Here is a 19,279-nt window from a genome sequence, read left to right on the forward strand (position 1 = left end):
CAGTCCTCGTTCCCTCGGCTGCCCCTCGCCGCCGCCGTGCTGCGTACCGGCACGGGCCTGTAGCTCCTTGTCAGACGGGAGGTCGACGGGAAGGGTTGCACAGCGAGTCATGAGCGCTTTCTTAGAAAACCGCGGCGGCCGGGCGGCCGGCCGCCGGACCTTCGCCCTCTCCACCTGGACTTTCGCCCCTTTTTCCGGGATGACGGGAACCATGTGGGGTTGCACGGATCTGTGCGGAAGGTCTCAGGCGCGGCCGTGGCGTGATCTGTAGGGCGCGGCCCCGTTCACAGATCACCGCCGCGGCGCCTGCCGTATGGTGCGCCCAGCACAAAGCCCCCCGCACCCGTGAGGGCGAGGGGGGCTCGGTGCACGGCGCCAGGACGCGCCCGGCGGGCGTCAGTCGTTGCCGTTGCCCGCGGTCGGCGTCGTCTTCTGGATCTGCAGCAGGAACTCCGCGTTGGACTTCGTCTGCTTCATCTTGTCCAGCAGCAGCTCGATGGCCTGCTGCTGGTCCAGGGCGTGCAGCACCCGGCGCAGCTTCCACACGATGGCGAGCTCGTCGCTGCCCATGAGGATCTCTTCCTTACGGGTGCTGGACGCGTCCACGTCCACCGCCGGGAAGATGCGCTTGTCCGAGAGCTTGCGGTCGAGCTTGAGCTCCAGGTTTCCGGTGCCCTTGAACTCCTCGAAGATCACCTCGTCCATCCGCGAGCCGGTCTCGACCAGCGCGGTGGCCAGGATGGTCAGCGAACCGCCGTCCTCGATGTTGCGCGCGGCGCCGAAGAAGCGCTTCGGCGGGTAGAGCGCGGTCGAGTCGACACCACCGGACAGGATGCGGCCCGAGGCCGGGGCGGCGAGGTTGTACGCACGGCCCAGACGGGTGATCGAGTCCAGCAGGACGACCACGTCGTGACCCAGCTCGACGAGGCGCTTGGCGCGCTCGATGGCCAGCTCGGCGACGGTGGTGTGGTCCTCGGCCGGGCGGTCGAAGGTCGAGGAGATGACCTCGCCCTTCACCGACCGCTGCATGTCGGTGACCTCTTCCGGACGCTCGTCGACGAGGACGACCATCAGATGGCACTCGGGGTTGTTGCGGGTGATCGAGTTGGCGATCGCCTGCATGATCATGGTCTTGCCGGTCTTCGGCGGGGCCACGATCAGACCACGCTGGCCCTTGCCGATCGGCGTGACCAGGTCGATGATCCGGGTCGTCAGACCGCCCGACTCCCCCTCCAGGCGCAGTCGCTCCTGCGGGTAAAGGGGCGTCAGCTTCCCGAACTCCGGCCGTCCGCGGCCCTGTTCGGGCGCCACGCTGTTGACCGTGTCGAGCCGGACCAGCGCGTTGAACTTCTCGCGCCGCTCGCCGTCCTTGGGCTGGCGGACCGCGCCGGTGACGTGGTCACCCTTGCGCAGACCGTTCTTACGGACCTGGGCGAGCGAGACGTAGACGTCGTTCGGGCCGGGCAGGTAGCCGGAGGTCCGGATGAACGCGTAGTTGTCGAGGATGTCCAGGATGCCCGCGACCGGGATCAGGACGTCGTCCTCGGACACCTGCGGCTCGTTGCCGAAGTCCTCACGGCCGCCGCGACGGCCCCGGCGGTCGCGGTAGCGGCCGCGACGGCCCCGGCGGCCGCCCTCGAAGTCGTCGTCGTCATCGGTACGGCGGTCCCGCTGGCGCTGGCCGCCCTGACCGCCCTGGCCGCCGCCGTCACCGGCGTCGCCCTTGCGGCCGCGGTCGCCGCGGTCGCGCTGGCGCTGGCCGCGGTCACCGCGGTCACCCTTCTGGCCGCGGTCCTGGCGGTCGCCGCGGTCCTGGCGGGGCCGGCCCTCGCCGGTCTCCTGCGGGGAGACCGCGGTGTCGGTCTTGGCGTCCGCCTTGACCTCGGTCTTCGCCTCGACCTTGGTGTCGGTCTTGAGGTCGCCGGAGGCGGCCTCGGGGCTGCCCGCGGCGGAGGTGGCGCGGCGCCGGCGGCGCTCGCCGGCCGGCTGCTCGTCGCTCACCGGCTGGCCGGGGATGTCGATCTGCTGCTGGGCCCCGGACTGGTCCGCGGCCTTGCCGCCCTTGTCGGACTTGGCTGCCTTGCCGGCGGCCTGCTCCGCACCGTCGTCGCCGGTGCGGGCCTTGGAGGTCGTCCGGCGCTTGGGCTTGGTCTCGGTGTCGGCGGGCGCGTCGGCCTTGGCGGCGGAGCCTGAGCCTCCGGCCTGCTTCTCCTTGATGACCTCGATCAGCTGGCTCTTGCGCATCCGCGCGGTGCCCTTGATACCGAGGCCGGAGGCGACCTGCTGCAGCTCTGCCAGGACCATGCCGTCAAGGCCGGTGCCGGAACGGCGGCGCCGCGTAGGCGCAGCGGGAGCGTCCGTGGCGGGCGCGGTGGCACTGCCATCGGTGCGCGCGCCCATCAGATCGGTGGTGTCGCTCACGAAGGGTCCTTCCCTGGAGCGGGCGTCGGCCTGTCTGGCTCGGCGACCGGTTGTGCTGTCCGGCTGGGTCCTTGGTCTTGTGGACCGGTGCCGGGGCGGTGGTCCCGCCGAAATGGCGGAGAGATCAGTTCATGGCGCCGGCGTGAAGAGATGCAGAGTGGCTCATGTCGTCACGCCGATTCCGGAGCGTGCTCACACCTGCTCAGGCCATTGCTCCGAGCAGTTTGGGAGGCTCCCGGAAGAAAGTGGTCCCTATGGGGGACACGAAGCACCGCGCCACTCAGGCGTCGAGTACTGACTTGAGGTTAACACTACCGGGTCCAACAAACATTCCCCCTCTCCAAGACCGGCAATCGTCGATCACCCGCGTGATCACCCGGCGAGCGGCAGTACGCAGGTGCCCGCCGCATCGAGGGTCAGCGGGTTGGCCGCCCACCCCTCTCCCGCCAGTGCCGCGACCTTGTCGGCCGCGGCGTCCTCGACCAGTGCGAGCACCGTGGGGCCCGCACCGGACACGACCGCGGGGACGCCGTCCGCGCGCAGTCGGTTCACCAGGGCCACGCTCTCCGGCATCGCGGGGGCGCGGTACTCCTGGTGGAGTCGGTCCTCGGTCGCGGCGAGCAGCAGCTCGGGGCGCCTGGTCAGGGCCTCGACGAGCAGTGCGGCGCGGCCGGCGTTGGCCGCGGCGTCCACATGCGGGACGGTGCGCGGCAGCAGTCCACGGGCGGTCTCGGTCAGCACCGGCTTCCCGGGGACGAAGACCACCGGAACGATGGAATCGGCGGGATCCATCCGGATCGCACGCGCGGTGCCGGTGTCCATCCAGGCGAGGGTGAATCCGCCCAGCAGACAGGCGGCGACGTTGTCGGGGTGGCCCTCGATCTCGGTGGCCAGCTCCAGCAGCGCGGTGTCGTCGAGCTTCTGTTCACCGCCTATCGTCACGGCGCGGGCGGCGACGATGCCCGCACAGATGGCGGCCGAGGAAGACCCCAGGCCACGGCCGTGCGGGATGCGGTTGGCGCAGACGATTTCCAGGCCGCGCGGCTGTCCGCCGAGCAGCTCGAAGGCGGCGCGCATCGACCGTACGAGCAGATGGCTCTCGTCGCGCGGGAGGGTGTCGGCGCCCTCACCTGCGATGTCGATATGCAGTCCGGAGTCGGCGACGCGCACCACGACATCGTCGTACAGGCCCAGGGAAAGACCCAGGGCATCGAAGCCGGGACCGAGATTGGCGCTGGTAGCGGGGGTGCGCACCCGGACGGCGGCGGCGCGGAACGCGGGACCGGCCATCGCTCGATGACTCTCCTTGATTGATGCTGCGGTACTGCCCCGGAGCGCCGCGCACCGAAGTGCCCGGCCGGCTTCCTGGGGTCTGTTCTGACCTGCCCTGAACACCACTGCGTTATGCCGTGGGGAGGGGAGTTGGCTACCAGCCTATCGAAGGAAGGTTCTGTCGCGACATAGGGCGCACGGGAGGCGCACGATGCGTGTCGCGCGCCTCCCGTGCCCCGACACCGCCTTCGATGATCTTTGCAGCCTTTGCGCAATTTGCTGTGCGCGGGGTGAGGGGGCGGCTCGCGCCCCCTCACGGGGTGCCGTACGGGCGGATCCGCCCGTACGGCCGCCGGGTCCTAGACGAGGCCCAGGCGCTCGGCCGCGGCGTCCGCGTCGATCGGGACCGTGACCGGCTGCGGCGCTCCGGCCACCGCCCAGTCCGGGTCCTTGAGGCCGTTGCCGGTGACCGTGCAGACGATGCGCTGGCCCGGGTCGACCTTGCCCTCCTCGGCGGCCTTCAGCAGACCGGCCACCGACGCGGCCGAGGCGGGCTCCACGAAGACACCCTCCCGCGCCGCCAACAGGCGGTAGGCGGCCAGGATTTGACGGTCGGTCACCTCGTCGATGAAGCCACCGGACTCGTCCCGCGCCTGCTGGGCGAACGACCACGAGGCCGGGTTTCCGATGCGGATCGCGGTGGCGATGGTGGTCGGGTCCTTGACGACCTCACCGCGCACGATCGGGGCGCTGCCGGAGGCCTGGAAGCCCCACATCCGCGGGGTGTGCGAGGCGATGCCGTCGGCCGCGTACTCCTGGTAGCCCTTCCAGTACGCCGTGATGTTTCCGGCGTTGCCGACGGGCAGCACATGGATGTCGGGGGCGTCGTCGAGCATGTCCACGATTTCGAAGGCCGCGGTCTTCTGGCCCTCGATGCGCACCGGGTTCACGGAGTTCACAAGTGCGACGGGGTAGTTGTCGGACAGGCGCCGGGCCAGCGTCAGACAGTCGTCGAAATTTCCTTCGACCTGGAGGATCTTCGCGCCGTGGACCAGCGCCTGGCCCATCTTGCCGAGCGCGATCTTGCCCTGCGGGACGAGGACGGCGCAGACCATACCGGCGCGGACCGCGTAGGCCGCGGCCGAGGCGGAGGTGTTGCCGGTGGAGGCGCAGATGACCGCCTTGGCGCCCTCCTCCTTGGCACGCGTGATGGCCATCGTCATCCCGCGGTCCTTGAAGGAACCGGTGGGGTTGGCACCCTCGACCTTGAGATGCACCTCGCAGCCGGTGCGCTCGGAGAGCAGCTGCGCCGGTACCAGGGGTGTGCCGCCCTCCCGGAGGGTGACGGCCTCGGTCGTGTCGCTGACCGGCAGCCGGTCACGGTATTCCTCGATGATTCCGCGCCACTGACGGCTCGCGGTGGAATTGGCAGACATGGGTTCCTTTACTCCCCTTCGACCCGCATGATGCTGGCGACACCGCGCACGGTGTCCAGCTCGCGCAGCGCCCCGACGGTCGACGACAGGGCCGCGTCCGCCGCTCGGTGGGTGACGATGACGAGGGATGCCTCGCCATCCTTGCCCGACTGACGGACCGTATCGATCGATACGCCGTGGTCGGCGAAGATGTTCGCGACCTGCGCGAGCACGCCGGGCTTATCGGCCACATCGAGGCTGATGTGGTACCGCGTGACGACCGCGCCCATGGGGCTGACCGGCAGCCGCGTGTAGGCGGACTCGCCCGGTCCGGTGGCCCCGGCGAGCTTGTTGCGGCAGACCGCGACCAGGTCGCCGAGGACCGCGGAGGCGGTCGGCGCACCGCCCGCGCCCGGCCCGTAGAACATCAGCTGACCGGCCGCCTCGGCCTCGACGAAGACCGCGTTGTACGCCTCACGGACGGAGGCCAGCGGATGCGTCAGCGGAATCATCGCGGGGTGCACCCGCGCGGTCACCGACGCGCCGTCCGCGGCCCGCTCGCAGATGGCCAGCAGCTTGACCGTGCAGCCCATCCGCTTGGCGGAGGCGATATCGGACGCGGTGACCTCCGTGAGGCCCTCGCGGTGCACATCGTCGATGGTCACCCGGGTGTGGAAGGCGATACCGGCCAGGATCGCGGCCTTGGCGGCGGCGTCGAAGCCCTCGACATCGGCGGTCGGGTCGGCCTCGGCATAGCCGAGCGCGGTCGCCTCGTCCAGGGCCTCGCTGTAGCCGGCCCCGGTGGAGTCCATCTTGTCGAGGATGAAGTTGGTGGTGCCGTTGACGATGCCGAGCACCCGGTTGACCTTGTCCCCGGCCAGCGATTCGCGCAGCGGCCGCACCAGCGGGATCGCACCGGCGACGGCGGCCTCGTAATACAGGTCCGCGCCATTGGCCTCGGCCGCCGCATGCAGCGCCGCACCGTCCGCGGCGACCAGCGCCTTGTTGGCCGAGACCACGCTCGCGCCGTGCTCGAAGGCGGTGGTGATCAGCGTGCGGGCCGGCTCGATTCCGCCGATGACCTCGATCACGACATCAATGTCACCGCGTTTGACGAGCGCGGTCGCATCGGTGGTGATCAGCTCGGCCGGGACGCCCTCGCGCACCCTGTCGGGGCGGCGGACGGCGATCCCGGCGAGCTCCACGGGCGCACCGATACGGGCGGCGAGGTCATCGGCGTGCGTCGTCATGATGCGCGTCACCTCTGAGCCGACAACACCACAGCCCAGGAGCGCCACTTTCAGCGGACGCGTACGCATCATTCGACCTCTGCTTCTCATCGATCAGCGAATTCCAGCTTGCTCATGCACAAGTCTCACGCACCGGACGGCAGTTTCCGCCCGTCGTCCAGATGCCGAGACATTTATTTCATCCGGGGCCGGTGTCCGGCGATCCGGCCCTACCCGACATCCAGCCGCAGGAGATCTTCCTCCGTCTCCCGCCGGACGATCACCCTGGCCACACCGTCCTTGACGGCTACGACCGGCGGCCGCAGCGAGTGGTTGTAGTTGCTCGCCATGGAACGGCAGTACGCACCGGTCGCCGGCACCGCGAGCAGATCCCCCGGCGCGACATCCGCGGGCAGGAAGGCATCGCGTACGACGATGTCGCCGCTCTCACAGTGCTTGCCGACCACCCGCGAGAGCATCGGCTCGGCGTCGGACGTACGCGAGACCAGCGCCACGCTGTACTCCGCGTCGTAGAGCGCCGTGCGGATGTTGTCCGACATCCCGCCGTCCACGGACACATACGTCCGCAGCCCTTCCAGCTCCTTGACCGTGCCGACCTCGTAGAGCGTGAAGGCCGTCGGGCCCACGATCGCGCGCCCCGGCTCGACCGACAGCCGCGGCATCCGCAGCCCCGCCGACTCGCACTCCCGGCGCACGATCTCGCCGAGCGCCGTCGCGATCTCGTGCGGCTCGCGCGGATCGTCGTCCGAGGTGTACGCGATGCCGAGGCCGCCGCCCAGGTCGATCTCGGGCAGCTCGACGCCGTGCTCGTCGCGGACCTCGGTCAGCAGCTGCACCACCCGGCGGGCCGAGACCTCGAATCCCGCCATATCGAAAATCTGCGACCCGATATGGCTGTGAATTCCGATGAGCTCCAGGCCGTCCAGCTTCAGCGCCCGGCGCACGGCCTCCGCCGCCTGTCCGCCGGCCAGCGCGATGCCGAACTTCTGGTCCTCGTGCGCGGTCGCGATGAATTCATGGGTATGCGCCTCGACACCGACCGTGACCCGGATCTGCACCCGCTGCCGCTTGCCGAGCCGCTCCGCGATATGCGCGACCCGCACCATTTCCTGGAAGGAGTCGAGCACGATCCGCCCGACGCCCGCCTCCACGGCCCGGGTGATTTCCTCGGTGCTCTTGTTGTTCCCGTGCAGCGCGATCCGCTCGGCCGGCATTCCGGCCGCCAGCGCCGTGGTCAGCTCGCCCCCGGAACAGACATCGAGGTGCAGCCCCTCCTCATGCAGCCACCGCACAATGGCCCGGGACAGAAAAGCCTTCCCGGCGTAGAACACATCGGCGTCCGCCCCGAAAGCGTCCTTCCAGGCCCGGCAGCGCGCCCGGAAATCGTCCTCGTCCAGGAAATACGCCGGGGTACCGAATTCCTCGGCGAGCGCGGCGACATCCAGCCCGCCGACGGTGACCACACCGTCGGCGTCGCGCCGGACCGTACGGGACCAGACCCGCGGGTCGAGGGTGTTCAGGTCGGCGGGCGGCCCGGCGTAATGCCCTTCGGGCAACACATCGGCGTGCCGGGGCCCTGCGGGGTGCGCGGAACGGCTCATGACAGTGGAGATCCCCTCAAAATCGTTCAGAGGTGTTCGGGAGCGGAGATGCCGAGCAGACGCAGGCCGTTGGCGAGCACCGTCCGGCCGGCCTCGGCAAGGGCCAGCCGCGCGCGATGCACGGCCAAGGGTTTCTGCTCCCCGACGGGCAGCGGCGGATAGCCGTCATGCCACCGGAAGAACGCGTCCGCCGTTGCCTCCAGATGCCGCACCACCCGGTCCGGCGCCCGCAGCCGCGCGGCGGTTTCGATGACGGAGGGGTAGGTGGCAAGGAGGGTGTGGAAGCTCTGCAGAGTCTGCACGGCGCCTGCGGATCCGGCCGACGGACCTTCGCCCGCCACCTGGCCGCTCACCGGAACACCCACGTCCCCCGGCTCACTCCCGAACCCCAGCTCCCGCGCGTAACGCCCCAGCGCCCGCGCCCGCGCATACGCGTACTGCACCCGGAAGCGCGGATTGCTCTCCCGCTGCACGGGCCGCTCGGGCACCCGCACCGGGTCCTGCGCGGCGGGCCGCAACAGCACCCATCGCGCTTCATCGACTCCGAGGCGAGCGATAAGGGTGGCGAGGTCATACGGGGCGGGCACGAGCGCGGGGTGTTCCCCGGGGACAGCGGCCTGGCGACCAGCACTCCCGGCCACGGCATCGATCCGCGCCAGCGCCTCGGCGACCACGGCCTCCCGGGCGCCACGCGCCGGGGCGGGCACCGGGGGGCTGCTCTGCTCCGCGGCCCCCGGCCGGCCGGGCTTCCCATGGCTTCGGTCGGGCCTCCCGTAGCTCTCGCCCTGGGCCAGCACCTCCCGCACCAGCGCGACCTGCGCCCCGTCTCCCAGCGTGAAGTTCAAAAAACCCGGCCCGGCGATCTCGACCCGGGCGATCCCGGCGCTCCCGCTCAGCCGCTTCCGCAGAATCTCGGCGATCTCCAGGGCCGGCCGCCCCGCCTGCCCGGCGAGCTGCAACGCGACATTGGAGGCGTAGTCCCCACACCCGGGCCGCGGCGGCGGCTGCACCACGATCCGCGCCGGCACGGGCACGGAGAGCTCCTGCTCCTCCACCGCACCACGCACGGAGCGCAGGACGGTACGGGAAAGCTCAGCGGGGGTCACAGGACAAGCGTATGGGAGACCCGGGGTACCCATGCGACCCGGTTTCGCCCTGTGGACACTCCCCGCTCTTCCTCGCTACTCCCCGCCCGCATCCCTCACACCGACCCCACCGGACGCGGCGACCCCACCGGGCGCAACGGTCTCACCGGACGAGGCACCACGCCCCACGCCTCCCCCGCCCCCGTCACTCTCCCCGTCGTCTTCGTCGCCACCGGCCTCGGGCCCACGCTCCCGCTGCCGCTGCCGCCCCTCGCGCACCAGCATCCCCACGGTCCGCACCAGCTCGGCCGGCTCGAACGGCTTCGCCAGAAACGCGTCCACGCCCACCGTCTCGCCGTTGCCCACCTCGCCCTGAGTGCACGCACTGACGATGGCGATCGGGATGTCCCACGTCCGCGGATCGGAGCGCAATCGCGCCGCGGTGTGCAGACCGTTGAGCCGCGGCATCACGACATCAAGGGTCACGACATCAGGTCTCACGTGGTGCACGACATCCAGACATTCGGCACCATCAGCCGCGGTCACGACCTCGAAGCCCTCCAGCTCGAGATTGACCCTGATCAACTGGCGGATCACCTTGTTGTCATCGACAACAAGGATCCGACCGGACAAGCCAGGCACACCATGAGACTAGGACTCCCCGTGCGACTGCGTCCCGGTTTTCCCCACTTCCGCCCCCGTGCGAGGGACCTTTCCCCGACCCTCATCGCCACACCCCTCCCATGCGCTAGAACTCCGGCCGCCCCCGCAGGTGCCTCACCACCTCCCACCGAAACCTGTTCATGAACACCCCATCAGAGCTGGTAGGGTTCTACCCGTCGCCGCAACACACCGCGACAAAGCCCCCGTAGCTCAGGGGATAGAGCAACGGCCTCCGGAGCCGTGTGCGCAGGTTCGAATCCTGCCGGGGGCACTTCGCTTGAGTCGGCACAGGTAAACGCCGACACGCGACAGTGTCTTTTATCCAGGCTCGGACTCAGTTCTTACTGAGTCCGAGCCTGTTTTGTTTGCCAGGGCACAAAAGTAGCGGTGTGGTCTTCGGGGCGGTATGGGTCCTCGGCCAGGGCACCCTCCGGACCGTCCCATTACGTAAGGGATCATTTCAGCCGTCTGCAGGTGGCCGGGGTGTCACCAGCCGGGCATCTTCCGGTACCGGCGACGCCCGGCAGCTGTCGACCGCCGCTCTTTTCGGCCACGGCGCGATTGCCCGGGAGCAGGGGCTCACATACGCTCCCCGGCAGCACGAACACCTCGCTGCGACCGTATAGACCGGCGTGGCACCTCCTATGGTCGTTCCCCGGGGTTCTGGGGGACGGCCATAGCTGCTTCTGTACTCGGGGGAACTTCTTGTACCTGTGTTACATCGACGAGTCCGGTACCGGCCAGCCGCTCAACCCTCATGTGCCGGACTCGGTTCCGGTCATGGCGATCGGCGGATTCACCGTTCCGGAGGGCCAGATGAAGGCACTCGCGTGGGACTTCATCGCGCTCAAGAAGCAGTTCCGGCCGGAGCTGGGCAAACTCGCCACGCTGAGCCAGGTCGTGAACCACGAGATCAAGGGGGAGACGGTCCGGAAGCAGTTCCGCTCCACCGGCCGGAAGCAGCAGCGGATGGCGCACCGGTTCGTCGGCCGGCTGCTGGACATCCTCGAACGTCGCGACTGCACGGTCATGGCACGGATATGGGTGAAACAGGATGGCGTCGTCAACGATGACAAGGCCATGTACGGCGCTTCGGTCACCGCGCTCTGTGCAAACTTCGAGCACTACCTCAGCGCACGCTCGAGCAGCGGAATCGTCGTCCTGGACAGCCGCAACCCCACGGACAACGCCGGGAACGTCCACTGCGTGACCACCCGCAAGTTCGGTAAGGGAGGCGACAGCCTGCCGCACCTTCCCGAGTCGCCTGTCTTCGGACACAGCAACACTCACCTCGGACTGCAGGTCGCCGATCTGCTGGTCTCCGCGGTTCTCGCACCGGCTGCCGCGGTGACGTACGCCGGAGACCTGGTGGCGAACGTGCACTGCCACCCGGGCTTCAACGAAATCCGGGAGCGGCACTGCCCTCGCCTCGGCAGTCTCCAGCACCGCTATCAGACGTCCACCGGTAAGTGGACCGGCGGAGTTGTCGTGTCCGATGCGCGCGGGCATCGATCGGCGGGAAAGTTGTTCGCCCCGGCGGTGGGGGCAGCACGTGAGGCACTGTCCGCCTTTCCGGCGCAGTCGGCACCGCAGGAAATGGCGACCGTGGTTTCCTTCCCCGAGGCCCCTTCCCCTGCCTCTTCATGACATCGGTCGGAGCGGATCTGCCGAGGTCGCAGAGTTAGAGTTGAGACCGATCATTCAGCGGCCCGCCGGGCTTCCTCTCCTGACGGACTTGAGCCGGCCAGGTACTCCACGGACACGCCCCCACCCGCTCCAGCCGATCCGTGCTGCCTGGGGGCCTCCTTGCTCATCCGTGAATCCGCCGCGACGGTCGCAGCCCGCAATCTTGAGGGAGTGCTGGCGCGTCTCCTGACCGAGCAGTTCGTGCATCATCACGGCTATCAGCCCGGGATTTCCGAGGTCCGCTCCTGGGAGCGCAGCATCCCCGCATTGACAGGCGCACTGCTGGACGCCGGGCTCGATCAGGTCGAGATGCTCATCGAGTACGGGCTGCCGCTCACCAGCAAACGGGCCGACGTCGTACTGGCCGGTGTCCATCCGGACACTCAGGAACCCTCTTATGTCGTCGTCGAGTTGAAGCAATGGAGCGAGGCGCACCCCGACGAGGAGGACGAGCCGACGCTGTGCCGGATCGACGCATACTCCCGGCCCGTACTGAACCCCATAGAGCAAGTGCGGGGGTACTGCGAGTACATGGCGTCGTTCAACGGGGCTCTGGCACGGCATCCCGAGCAGATCTCGGGGGTGGCATATCTGCACAATGCGACCGAGTTCGGCGTCGGCGGCCTGTACACAGCCCCGCAAGATGAACGCGGACAGATGTTCACGGCCGAGCGGCGAGGGGACTTCCTGACCTTTCTGCAGTCGAAGTTGGCACCGATGCCCGGTGCCCAAGCGGCCGATGCCTTGCTCGCGGGGGTGACACAACCGTCGAAGCAATTGATGAGCGTGGCCGCTCAGGAGGTGCGGGAACGCGAACAGTTCGTTCTCCTGGACGAGCAGCGGATCGCCTACGAGATGGTGCTGCGGGCCGTTCAGAAGGCGCATGAGTCGGACCACAAGGAAGTGCTCGTCGTGACCGGCGGGCCGGGGACGGGGAAGAGCGTCATCGCCCTGTCGCTGCTGGGCGAACTGTACCGGCGGGGCATTCCGGCGTTGCACGCCACCGGGTCCCAGTCCTTCACCAAGACGATGCGAAAGGTCGCTGGATCCCGTAAGCGCGAGGTCCAGGAGCTTTTCAAGTACTTCAACAGCTTTATGACGGCGAAGCGGAACAGTCTGGACGTACTGCTCTGCGACGAGGCGCACCGGATTCGTGAGACCTCCGCCAATCGCTACACCCGGGCCGAGCACCGCACGGGCAAGCCGCAGATCGAGGAACTGATCGATGTGGCACGCGTTCCGGTCTTCCTCCTGGACCAGCACCAGGTCGTGCGCCCTGGCGAGATCGGCAGGGTCGAGGAGATCGAGGCAGCCGCGAAACAGAAGGGGCTGCAATGCCGGAGGGTGTCCTTGGACAGCCAGTTCCGGTGCGGTGGCAGTGACGCCTATCTGCGATGGGTGGTACGGCTACTGGAGCTCGAAGACGATGGCCCGGTGGCGTGGGAGCCGGACGGCCGTATGGAACTGGAGATCGCCGAATCACCTGAAGCGATGGAAAGGTTTCTGCAGGGCCGCCGGTCGCAGGGGTACGTCGCACGGCTGTCGGCGGGCTACTGCTGGCGCTGGTCGGACGCGAAGCCCGGTGTGCCGCTGCCTGCCGACGTGGTGATCGGCGACTGGGCTCGTCCGTGGAACCTCAAAGGCGAACGTGCCGTGATGGGCGCCCCTCCGTCGGCGCTGTGGGCCACCGACCCGGCCGGCTTCGGCCAGGTCGGCTGCGTTTACACCGCACAGGGCTTTGAATACGACTGGAGCGGGGTGATTCTGGGGCCGGACCTCGTCTGGCGAACCGACCGCTGGGTCGTCGACCGTACGGCTTCCAAGGACCCGGTCTTCAAGCGGGCCACACCGGACACGGAGGTGGACCGTCTCGTCCGTAACACGTACAAGGTGCTGCTGACGCGCGGAATGGTAGGGACGATCATTTACTCGACCGACCCCGAAACGCGCGCCAAGCTCCGTGAGCTCGCCGTGGAGCCCGGTTCCCCGGCCGCGACGAGGACGTGATGGTCGTGTGCCTTTGCGCGGTAGGGGCCGATGGCGCTGCCGTCGTGGGGAACCAGAGCCCACATAGGCCCGCCGGCCCACCGGTGCTATGAGAGCTCGTCGTCCGAACCCCCGTGCACGACCTCCAGCAGTTTGTCGCGGGTCTCGGGGTCCGTCGAGTAGATCACCGTCCCCGCCATGCCGCGCGTCAGCAGGACCTTGTAGGTGTTGCGGATCAGTCTGCCGAAGTCTTCGCCGGAGGCACCCTCCATCGCGCGATCGCGACTGGCCGACTTGAGGGCCTGCCACTTCTGTCCGCGCCATACGAGATCAGGCCCCATGATCACGCCGTTCCAGTCGTACTCGAACCCCTGAGCCGTGTATATGCAGCCGATCTGGCCGAACCCCGCCGGGTCCGTTGCCCAGAGGTCCGAGGGCGGAAGGCCGGCGACCCCGTTGGGATCCTTGATGTTCCAATGACCGCGCCACGAGCCGATGCAGACATCCTCCACGAGCGTGCCATCGCTGTTGGGGTTGCTCCACGGCCAGCAGAATCCCGCGGTGATCCGGGCCGTCTGTCCCTGGTCCCGCTTGTCCCTCAAGAGCGCCTCGAGTTGCTCGGGGCTTTCCGCAACCTGCACATGGAAGTTGGGGTCCCTGGTCCAGCGCAGTGGGCCGCCGGGCTCAAGGCCGAGCAAACGCAGCACCCACGTCTCATATGTACGACTGCCACCGCAACGGAACTGCACGTCCAAGTCGACATGACGCACCACCGCACCGCGGTCGGCAGCGGCCTTCTCGATGACCTCGACGGTCCCCATCTCGCCCGGACGCACCACCTGATGCTGGTCGAGAAGGAAGACGGGGACCTGTGCCGCGTCGATCAGTTCCACTACCTGCTGTTTGCCGGCCCATTTACTGCCCGCCGGCGCGCCGTTCGAGTTCTCTCGCATGCGATGAGCCTCGTCGAGGATGAGGACCTCGAGATCGTTGGGCCGAGCCCGGATGAAGTCGTTGAAATACGCGAAGAGCTTGCCGCTACCGGCCCGTCCACGAGCGACCTCCTTCCAGAGCGTCGTCGTGAACGACTTGGACCCCGTCGCATGGACAACTCGGTAGCCGTTCCGTGACAGCTCACCCATGAGGGACAGCGCGATCACGCTCTTTCCCGACCCGGGGCCGCCGGTTATCAGGACGATCTCCTTGGGCCCGCCGGCCTCGTGCCGAACCCGGTCCAGGGTCCTCATCACCAGCGAAAAGGCTGTCTGCTGCTCACTGATGAGCTTGAAATTGCGGCGGTGGAGAATTTCGTCCGCAGCGACTTCCATCAACTTCCGGCCGGGAGCGCGTCGGCTCTGAAGCAGCGTGTCACCGGACGCGCCTGCAGGGTCCTCCTTGATCCTTTCACGCAGGAACCGGACGAATTCATCCTGGTTTGTCCTGGTGAAGAGGCGACCGTCCGCTATAGACACCGAGAGCAGACTCTCCACAGCAGCAGATTCGGCGTTATGCAGGAAGGCCGCGCCGCTGACGCGCTCCGGATACCCGTCGAGTGCGTGCGTGAAGTCCCTCAGATACTCACAGTAGCGGTCCACTTGAGCCACCGGGTGCAACAGCGCACGGCGTGGACGCACTCCGGGCACGTCACAGAGGTCGACCGAATCTCGAATGACCTGCCCGGAGCTCCACTGCTTGAGCTCAACGACCACGTAGGCAGGCTCTCCGGTGCGGGGATGGACTCCTGCCAGAACCACGTCCGCCCGCAGGCTGCACAACGGCAACTGGTACTCGACCAGCATCTCCAAGTGCGCAAGCCCCGCGCTGTGGAGAAGGCATGCCAGAGCATGCAGGCTCTCGTGCCAGGACGCCACCTCACCCGAGGACGGCCGCTGCCTGTAAGTGAAGAAATACTCGTTCTTGAGATTGTCCACATATTGGCGCCGATCGGGCATCCCGTCGTCGACGATCGAACGGGCAGACGTGCGCAGCAATATCACGAAGGTCCCCTACAACACACGATTCTTCTCGTGCGGGTAGGGGCATTTCCTGGGGCGGAAGTCCGTCGGGCCGCATCACATCGAGGGCAACTCTAACCAGGCCGTGGTGACCCATGCGAACTAATGGCCGCCCTCCCGTCGGGGCCGCGGGTCAGCCAAATGCCTCGTCGAGCTGGATTCTCTCCAACCGCACCTGAAGTGCCCGTGCGGTGTTCCGGACCAGGCCATCCGTGCCGACTGTGTTTCCGCCAGAGGCATCGCCTTCCGGGAGCATGATGATGACAGGGACCCGCGCGGCCCTGATCAACTCGGCGACCACCGCGCTGGTGCCCTCCTTTCCCTCGAGAGGAAGGGGGTGCCCCACAGCCCCCGCCAGCGACGCCTCGTCACAGAACAACACGTCACACAACGGAGATTGCGGGACGCGACCTCCGGACCACATCCGGCTTGTATAACCGGCGCGGCCGAGCAGATCGGCCGAGGCGGTCGCCAGGTGGCGACCCTGCGCCGCGCTGACTCCCGCAAGCAGCAGAACGCGTTTGTGTTCCGCCGCGTACGCCGCCCGCACCACGTCCAGCACATACCGTTGGGCGGCTGCCGGATCCGATACGAGCCGGAATCCGTCGTGCCAGCTCAGCTGCCCGGCCGCGTCGATTCCATCGAGCCGGACCGACAGCTCACCTTTCTCCAGACGCTCCGGTTTCTCCAGATGCTCCGCCGTTGCGCTCTCCGGGGCCGCAGCCAGCCGCTCGCGCAGGAACCTCATCAACGCGCCACGTGAGTCGCGGGTGAAGATGTGCGACAAGCGCGTGCGCGGATATACCAGCAGGTCCGCTACATCGCTTTCGGCAGCGTTGTGCAAGTACGTCAGGCCGGCCAGGCGCTCCTCGTGTCCCACGAGCTCTGCATGCGACTCGAGCAACTTCCGGCAAAAAGCGGCAGTTTGCTCCGCCGGGTGCTTTTTGGGCTTTCCCGGCAAATTCTCCACGCTGAAGCGGCCGTCGCTGTTCGGTGCCGCCTGAACCCGCTTCCACTGTTTCAGCTCGGCGACGACGTAGGAGGGCTCACGGGTCCTTGGGTGCACACCGGCGAGGAGCACGTCAGCAGGCCCCTGCACTCCCGGCAGGCGGTACTCGATCAGCATGTCCACCCCACCCAGGCCGGCGTCCAGGAGGTCCCTGGCCACCGCGGGGAGGCTGTACTTCCAAGCCCTCTTCTCCCCTGCGCTCGACTGTCCGCCTTCGTCCAGCCGCTCCTCGGCGGATTCGAGCGTGGCGACGAGTTCGTGTCGCAGATGCAAGGCATGCAACTCGTCAGCCGACAACCGCATCAGGAACACCATTCCCCCTCACCACGGACAAGTGTGCGTATCGGTGTCGCTGAGGACCGGGCCCCGGCCACCACACCATCACGGACAGTGAACCGAAAAAGCCGACCGGGCACCAGGCATCTAAGCCCGGTGCCCGGTTGGTGGGGCCGGTGTGGGGTCAGGGGTTGAGGTGGACGGGGAGGGATTCGATTCCGTAGACGATGGAGAGTTTGCGGAATTCGAGGTCCTCGGGTTTGGCGGCGAGGCGCATGTGGGGGAAGCGGCGTACCAGGGCGGGGTAGGCGGCGCGGAGTTCCATACGGGCCAGTTCCGCGCCTACGCAGCGGTGAATTCCGTAGCCGAAGGCGAGATGGGAGGGGACGTTGCGGGTGGGGTCGAACTGTTCCATTTCCGGGCCCAGTTTGCCGTCCCGGTCCGCACCGCTCAGTGAGCACAGCACCACATCTCCGGAGGCGATCTGAACGCCGCCGATTTCCAGGTCCTCGCGGGCGAAGCGCGGGAAGGCCACCTGTACGACGGTCAAGTAACGGAGGAGTTCCTCGACATAGCGGTCGACGACGTCATCGCCGTCATGGAGGGCCGCGAAGTGCTTCGGGTCCTGGAGGAGGACCAGGGCGCCGAGCGCGAGCATGCTGGCGGTGGTCTCGAAGCCGCCGGTGAGGACGCCGTCGGCGAGGCCGGCCAGCTCTTCGTCGGTGACCGAGTCGCCGTGTTCCTTGACGATCATGCCGAGCAGGCCGTCGCCCGGGTTCTCGCGCTGTTTCTTGACGATGTCCCGGAAATAGGAAAGGGATTCAGATATGGCGCCGAAAGAGGCGTTCGCTCCGCTGAAAAGGTCGAAACGGGCGGCGCTGAGGCGTTCGAAGTCGGCGCGGTCTTCGTAGGGGACGCCGAGGAGCTCGCAAATAACGAGGGAGGGGATGGGGAGGGCGAAAGAGTGGACGATATCGACTGGGTCGCCGTTCTTTCCCGCCTTTTCCATTGCGTCGAGGCGTTCCTCGACGATCTCATGGATGCGGGGGGTGAGCCGCCCGAGCCGCCGCATGGTGAATTCGGGGGTCAGGAGCCGGCGGAGACGGGTGTGAACGGGCGGGTCGGCGAATCCGAGTCCGCCGGGGTTCTGTTCGGCGCCGGCGCCGGCCTTGCCGACGAGGTTGGTGAAGTCCGAGCTGAAGGCATTGGCCTTTCCCAGCACCGCCTTGACCTCGTCGTAGCCGGTGACCAGCCAGACGTTGGCGGCTATCGGCACGGGGAGCTTGCTGACGGGCTCCCGCTCCCGGACGGCCGCCAAATCGCCCACAGGGTTGAGGCCGTCGCGCCGCAATGGCATCAGGACGGACTCGGGCAAGAAAGACATTCGAGACAGGTCGAAGCCTTTCTTCTGTGTTCTCGCCAGATACATACGGCCGGCCCAGGCGATGATCCGGGAACGGAGAGTCGTCATGACGCTAATACTGCCTTTCGTCGAGGGAGACGGTCACCCGCGCTCCGCGGCCCACGACGGCCGGGAGCGCACGGAACCCCCACTCGGCGTGCACGGGTGTGACGTACGCCATAGCCCCTCGCTTGCGGTGGTCATGGCAAAGGTCCATGCCATCGACCGGAGTCTTCGGTCGTCCGCGTCGGCGTGACGAGCTCGGCTTCGGCCTTCTTCTTCCATTCGGTCTGGACGAGTTTACAAAGTGCCATTGACGGCGTTCGCGGAACAACCCGGGATGGCCCTGGGGGAACCCTGGTTCGCCCCTGAGTCGTCCCTGAGTTGCCCCTGATTCACCCCCGCCGCTTCCCGGGCTCACCCCGGAGCCCCCTTGGGTCTGCGATCTCCGCGGGGCGGTGCTCGCCGGCGGCGTCGATGGCGAACGGCGGACTCCATGCGGACCGTTGAGCCCGTTCGTAACGGAGAGTGATGAGTTGCGGACTGTCCGCGCCCTCCTTAGCGTGAGAGGAGAGCGAGGGAGGCGGCAGGGCGCGGCGCGAGAGGCGGCGCGCGGTAGCGGGAAGCCGCACTCGCAGCCGGGGAAGGGTGCGACAGGCACCGCACCGGCGGGGCTTCGGCCCCGGCCCGTCCATCCAGTGGCGCCCGGTAACTCCGCTCGATTCACTCCACAGGGACTCCCCTGGGACTCTCCCTTCGCAGGAGGAAGCGCATGTTTCCGAAGTCGAAGTCCGGCAGGTTCGGCACGTTCGCCCTTTGCTTTCTCACCGGTGCGCTCGCAGGGGTCCTCGCAGCCGGCCCGGTCCAGGCGGCCCACGAGGGGGACGACCTCGCCGAGTACGAGGGCCGAGTCGTCGCCAAGGAGGGCCTGATCCTGCGTACCGGGCCGAGCACCGCCTTTCGCGCGATCGGTCTGAAGGAGTACGGGTCCGTGGTCGGGATCGCCTGCCAGATCAACGGGCAGCGCGTCGAGGGCAACCCGGTCTGGTACAAGCTCAGCGATGCCTCGTACGTCTGGTCCTCGACGCGGCACATCGTGAACGACGGGGCGGAGCCGCGGTGGTGCTGAGGCGCACCGGCGTGCGCTGCGGGGCGCTCCGCCGGGGCAGCGGGGGCGGTACGCCCCGAACGTCGCACC

General features: G+C 68.0%; 13 protein-coding genes and 1 tRNA gene. 4 read left to right on the top strand and 10 right to left on the bottom strand.

What is annotated here, in order from left to right; all coding sequences use genetic code 11:
• Positions 1-396: 396 nt before the first annotated feature.
• The 7 genes from rho to STRTU_RS10995 form a co-directional block, all read right to left on the bottom strand.
• The gene (rho, locus tag STRTU_RS10965; protein ID WP_159743372.1) at positions 397-2,421 is read right to left on the bottom strand and encodes a transcription termination factor Rho; all 2,025 of its coding nucleotides are present in this window, start codon (positions 2,419-2,421) and stop codon (positions 397-399) included.
• A 372-nt stretch (positions 2,422-2,793) separates the two neighbouring features.
• The gene (gene thrB, locus STRTU_RS10970) at positions 2,794-3,711 is read right to left on the bottom strand and encodes a homoserine kinase (RefSeq protein ID WP_159743373.1); all 918 of its coding nucleotides are present in this window, start codon (positions 3,709-3,711) and stop codon (positions 2,794-2,796) included.
• 341 nt (positions 3,712-4,052) lie between these two features.
• Positions 4,053-5,129, bottom strand: coding sequence for a threonine synthase (thrC, locus tag STRTU_RS10975; protein ID WP_159743374.1), 1,077 nt, complete (start codon positions 5,127-5,129; stop codon positions 4,053-4,055).
• 8 nt (positions 5,130-5,137) lie between these two features.
• Complete coding sequence (locus STRTU_RS10980; RefSeq protein ID WP_159743375.1) at positions 5,138-6,430, bottom strand: homoserine dehydrogenase; 1,293 nt, start codon at positions 6,428-6,430, stop codon at positions 5,138-5,140.
• A 137-nt stretch (positions 6,431-6,567) separates the two neighbouring features.
• Entirely contained in the window at positions 6,568-7,959 is a 1,392-nt protein-coding gene (gene lysA / locus STRTU_RS10985) for a diaminopimelate decarboxylase (RefSeq protein WP_159743376.1), read from the bottom strand.
• Between the two features lie 26 nt (positions 7,960-7,985).
• Entirely contained in the window at positions 7,986-9,065 is a 1,080-nt protein-coding gene (gene nrtL / locus STRTU_RS10990) for an ArgS-related anticodon-binding protein NrtL (protein WP_159743377.1), read from the bottom strand.
• 75 nt (positions 9,066-9,140) lie between these two features.
• On the bottom strand, positions 9,141-9,686 hold the full coding sequence (locus tag STRTU_RS10995) for a response regulator (protein ID WP_159743378.1): 546 nt from the start codon (positions 9,684-9,686) through the stop codon (positions 9,141-9,143).
• Between the two features lie 220 nt (positions 9,687-9,906).
• Here STRTU_RS10995 and STRTU_RS11000 point away from each other — a divergent pair.
• The 3 genes from STRTU_RS11000 to STRTU_RS11010 all read left to right on the top strand — a co-directional run bounded on the left by STRTU_RS11000 (position 9,907) and on the right by STRTU_RS11010 (position 13,400).
• Positions 9,907-9,978: transfer RNA gene (locus tag STRTU_RS11000), tRNA-Arg, on the top strand.
• Between the two features lie 434 nt (positions 9,979-10,412).
• Entirely contained in the window at positions 10,413-11,354 is a 942-nt protein-coding gene (locus tag STRTU_RS11005; protein ID WP_159743379.1) for a DUF3800 domain-containing protein, read from the top strand.
• A gap of 159 nt (positions 11,355-11,513) precedes the next feature.
• Positions 11,514-13,400: a DUF2075 domain-containing protein gene (locus STRTU_RS11010; RefSeq protein ID WP_159743380.1), complete on the top strand. Its 1,887-nt coding sequence runs from the start codon at positions 11,514-11,516 to the stop codon at positions 13,398-13,400.
• Between the two features lie 86 nt (positions 13,401-13,486).
• Here the strand turns inward: STRTU_RS11010 and STRTU_RS11015 are convergent, their stop codons facing one another.
• From STRTU_RS11015 to STRTU_RS11025, 3 genes are all read right to left on the bottom strand, one after another.
• On the bottom strand, positions 13,487-15,373 hold the full coding sequence (locus tag STRTU_RS11015; RefSeq protein ID WP_159746834.1) for a DNA/RNA helicase domain-containing protein: 1,887 nt from the start codon (positions 15,371-15,373) through the stop codon (positions 13,487-13,489).
• A gap of 154 nt (positions 15,374-15,527) precedes the next feature.
• The gene (locus tag STRTU_RS11020; protein ID WP_159743381.1) at positions 15,528-16,718 is read right to left on the bottom strand and encodes a hypothetical protein; all 1,191 of its coding nucleotides are present in this window, start codon (positions 16,716-16,718) and stop codon (positions 15,528-15,530) included.
• A 145-nt stretch (positions 16,719-16,863) separates the two neighbouring features.
• Positions 16,864-18,150, bottom strand: coding sequence for a cytochrome P450 (locus STRTU_RS11025; RefSeq protein WP_159743382.1), 1,287 nt, complete (start codon positions 18,148-18,150; stop codon positions 16,864-16,866).
• Positions 18,151-18,853: 703 nt separating this feature from the next.
• On the opposite strand from STRTU_RS11025, the gene STRTU_RS11030 reads away from it, so the two are divergent.
• Entirely contained in the window at positions 18,854-19,210 is a 357-nt protein-coding gene (locus STRTU_RS11030; protein WP_159743383.1) for a hypothetical protein, read from the top strand.
• The last annotated feature ends 69 nt before the right edge of the window (positions 19,211-19,279 follow it).

This window comes from Streptomyces tubercidicus, assembly GCF_027497495.1.
GTDB classification, from domain to species: domain Bacteria; phylum Actinomycetota; class Actinomycetes; order Streptomycetales; family Streptomycetaceae; genus Streptomyces; species Streptomyces tubercidicus.

Bases quoted from the DNA above. Each gene is read 5' to 3' on its own strand.
- thrB (WP_159743373.1), bottom strand. From the start codon at position 3,711: ATGGCCGGTCCCGCGTTCCGCGCCGCCGCCGTCCGGGTGCGCACCCCC.
- thrC (WP_159743374.1), bottom strand. From the start codon at position 5,129: ATGTCTGCCAATTCCACCGCGAGCCGTCAGTGGCGCGGAATCATCGAG.
- STRTU_RS10980 (WP_159743375.1), bottom strand. From the start codon at position 6,430: ATGATGCGTACGCGTCCGCTGAAAGTGGCGCTCCTGGGCTGTGGTGTT.
- lysA (WP_159743376.1), bottom strand. From the start codon at position 7,959: ATGAGCCGTTCCGCGCACCCCGCAGGGCCCCGGCACGCCGATGTGTTG.
- STRTU_RS11020 (WP_159743381.1), bottom strand. From the start codon at position 16,718: ATGGTGTTCCTGATGCGGTTGTCGGCTGACGAGTTGCATGCCTTGCAT.
- STRTU_RS11025 (WP_159743382.1), bottom strand. From the start codon at position 18,150: ATGACGACTCTCCGTTCCCGGATCATCGCCTGGGCCGGCCGTATGTAT.
- STRTU_RS11030 (WP_159743383.1), top strand. From the start codon at position 18,854: ATGTTTCCGAAGTCGAAGTCCGGCAGGTTCGGCACGTTCGCCCTTTGC.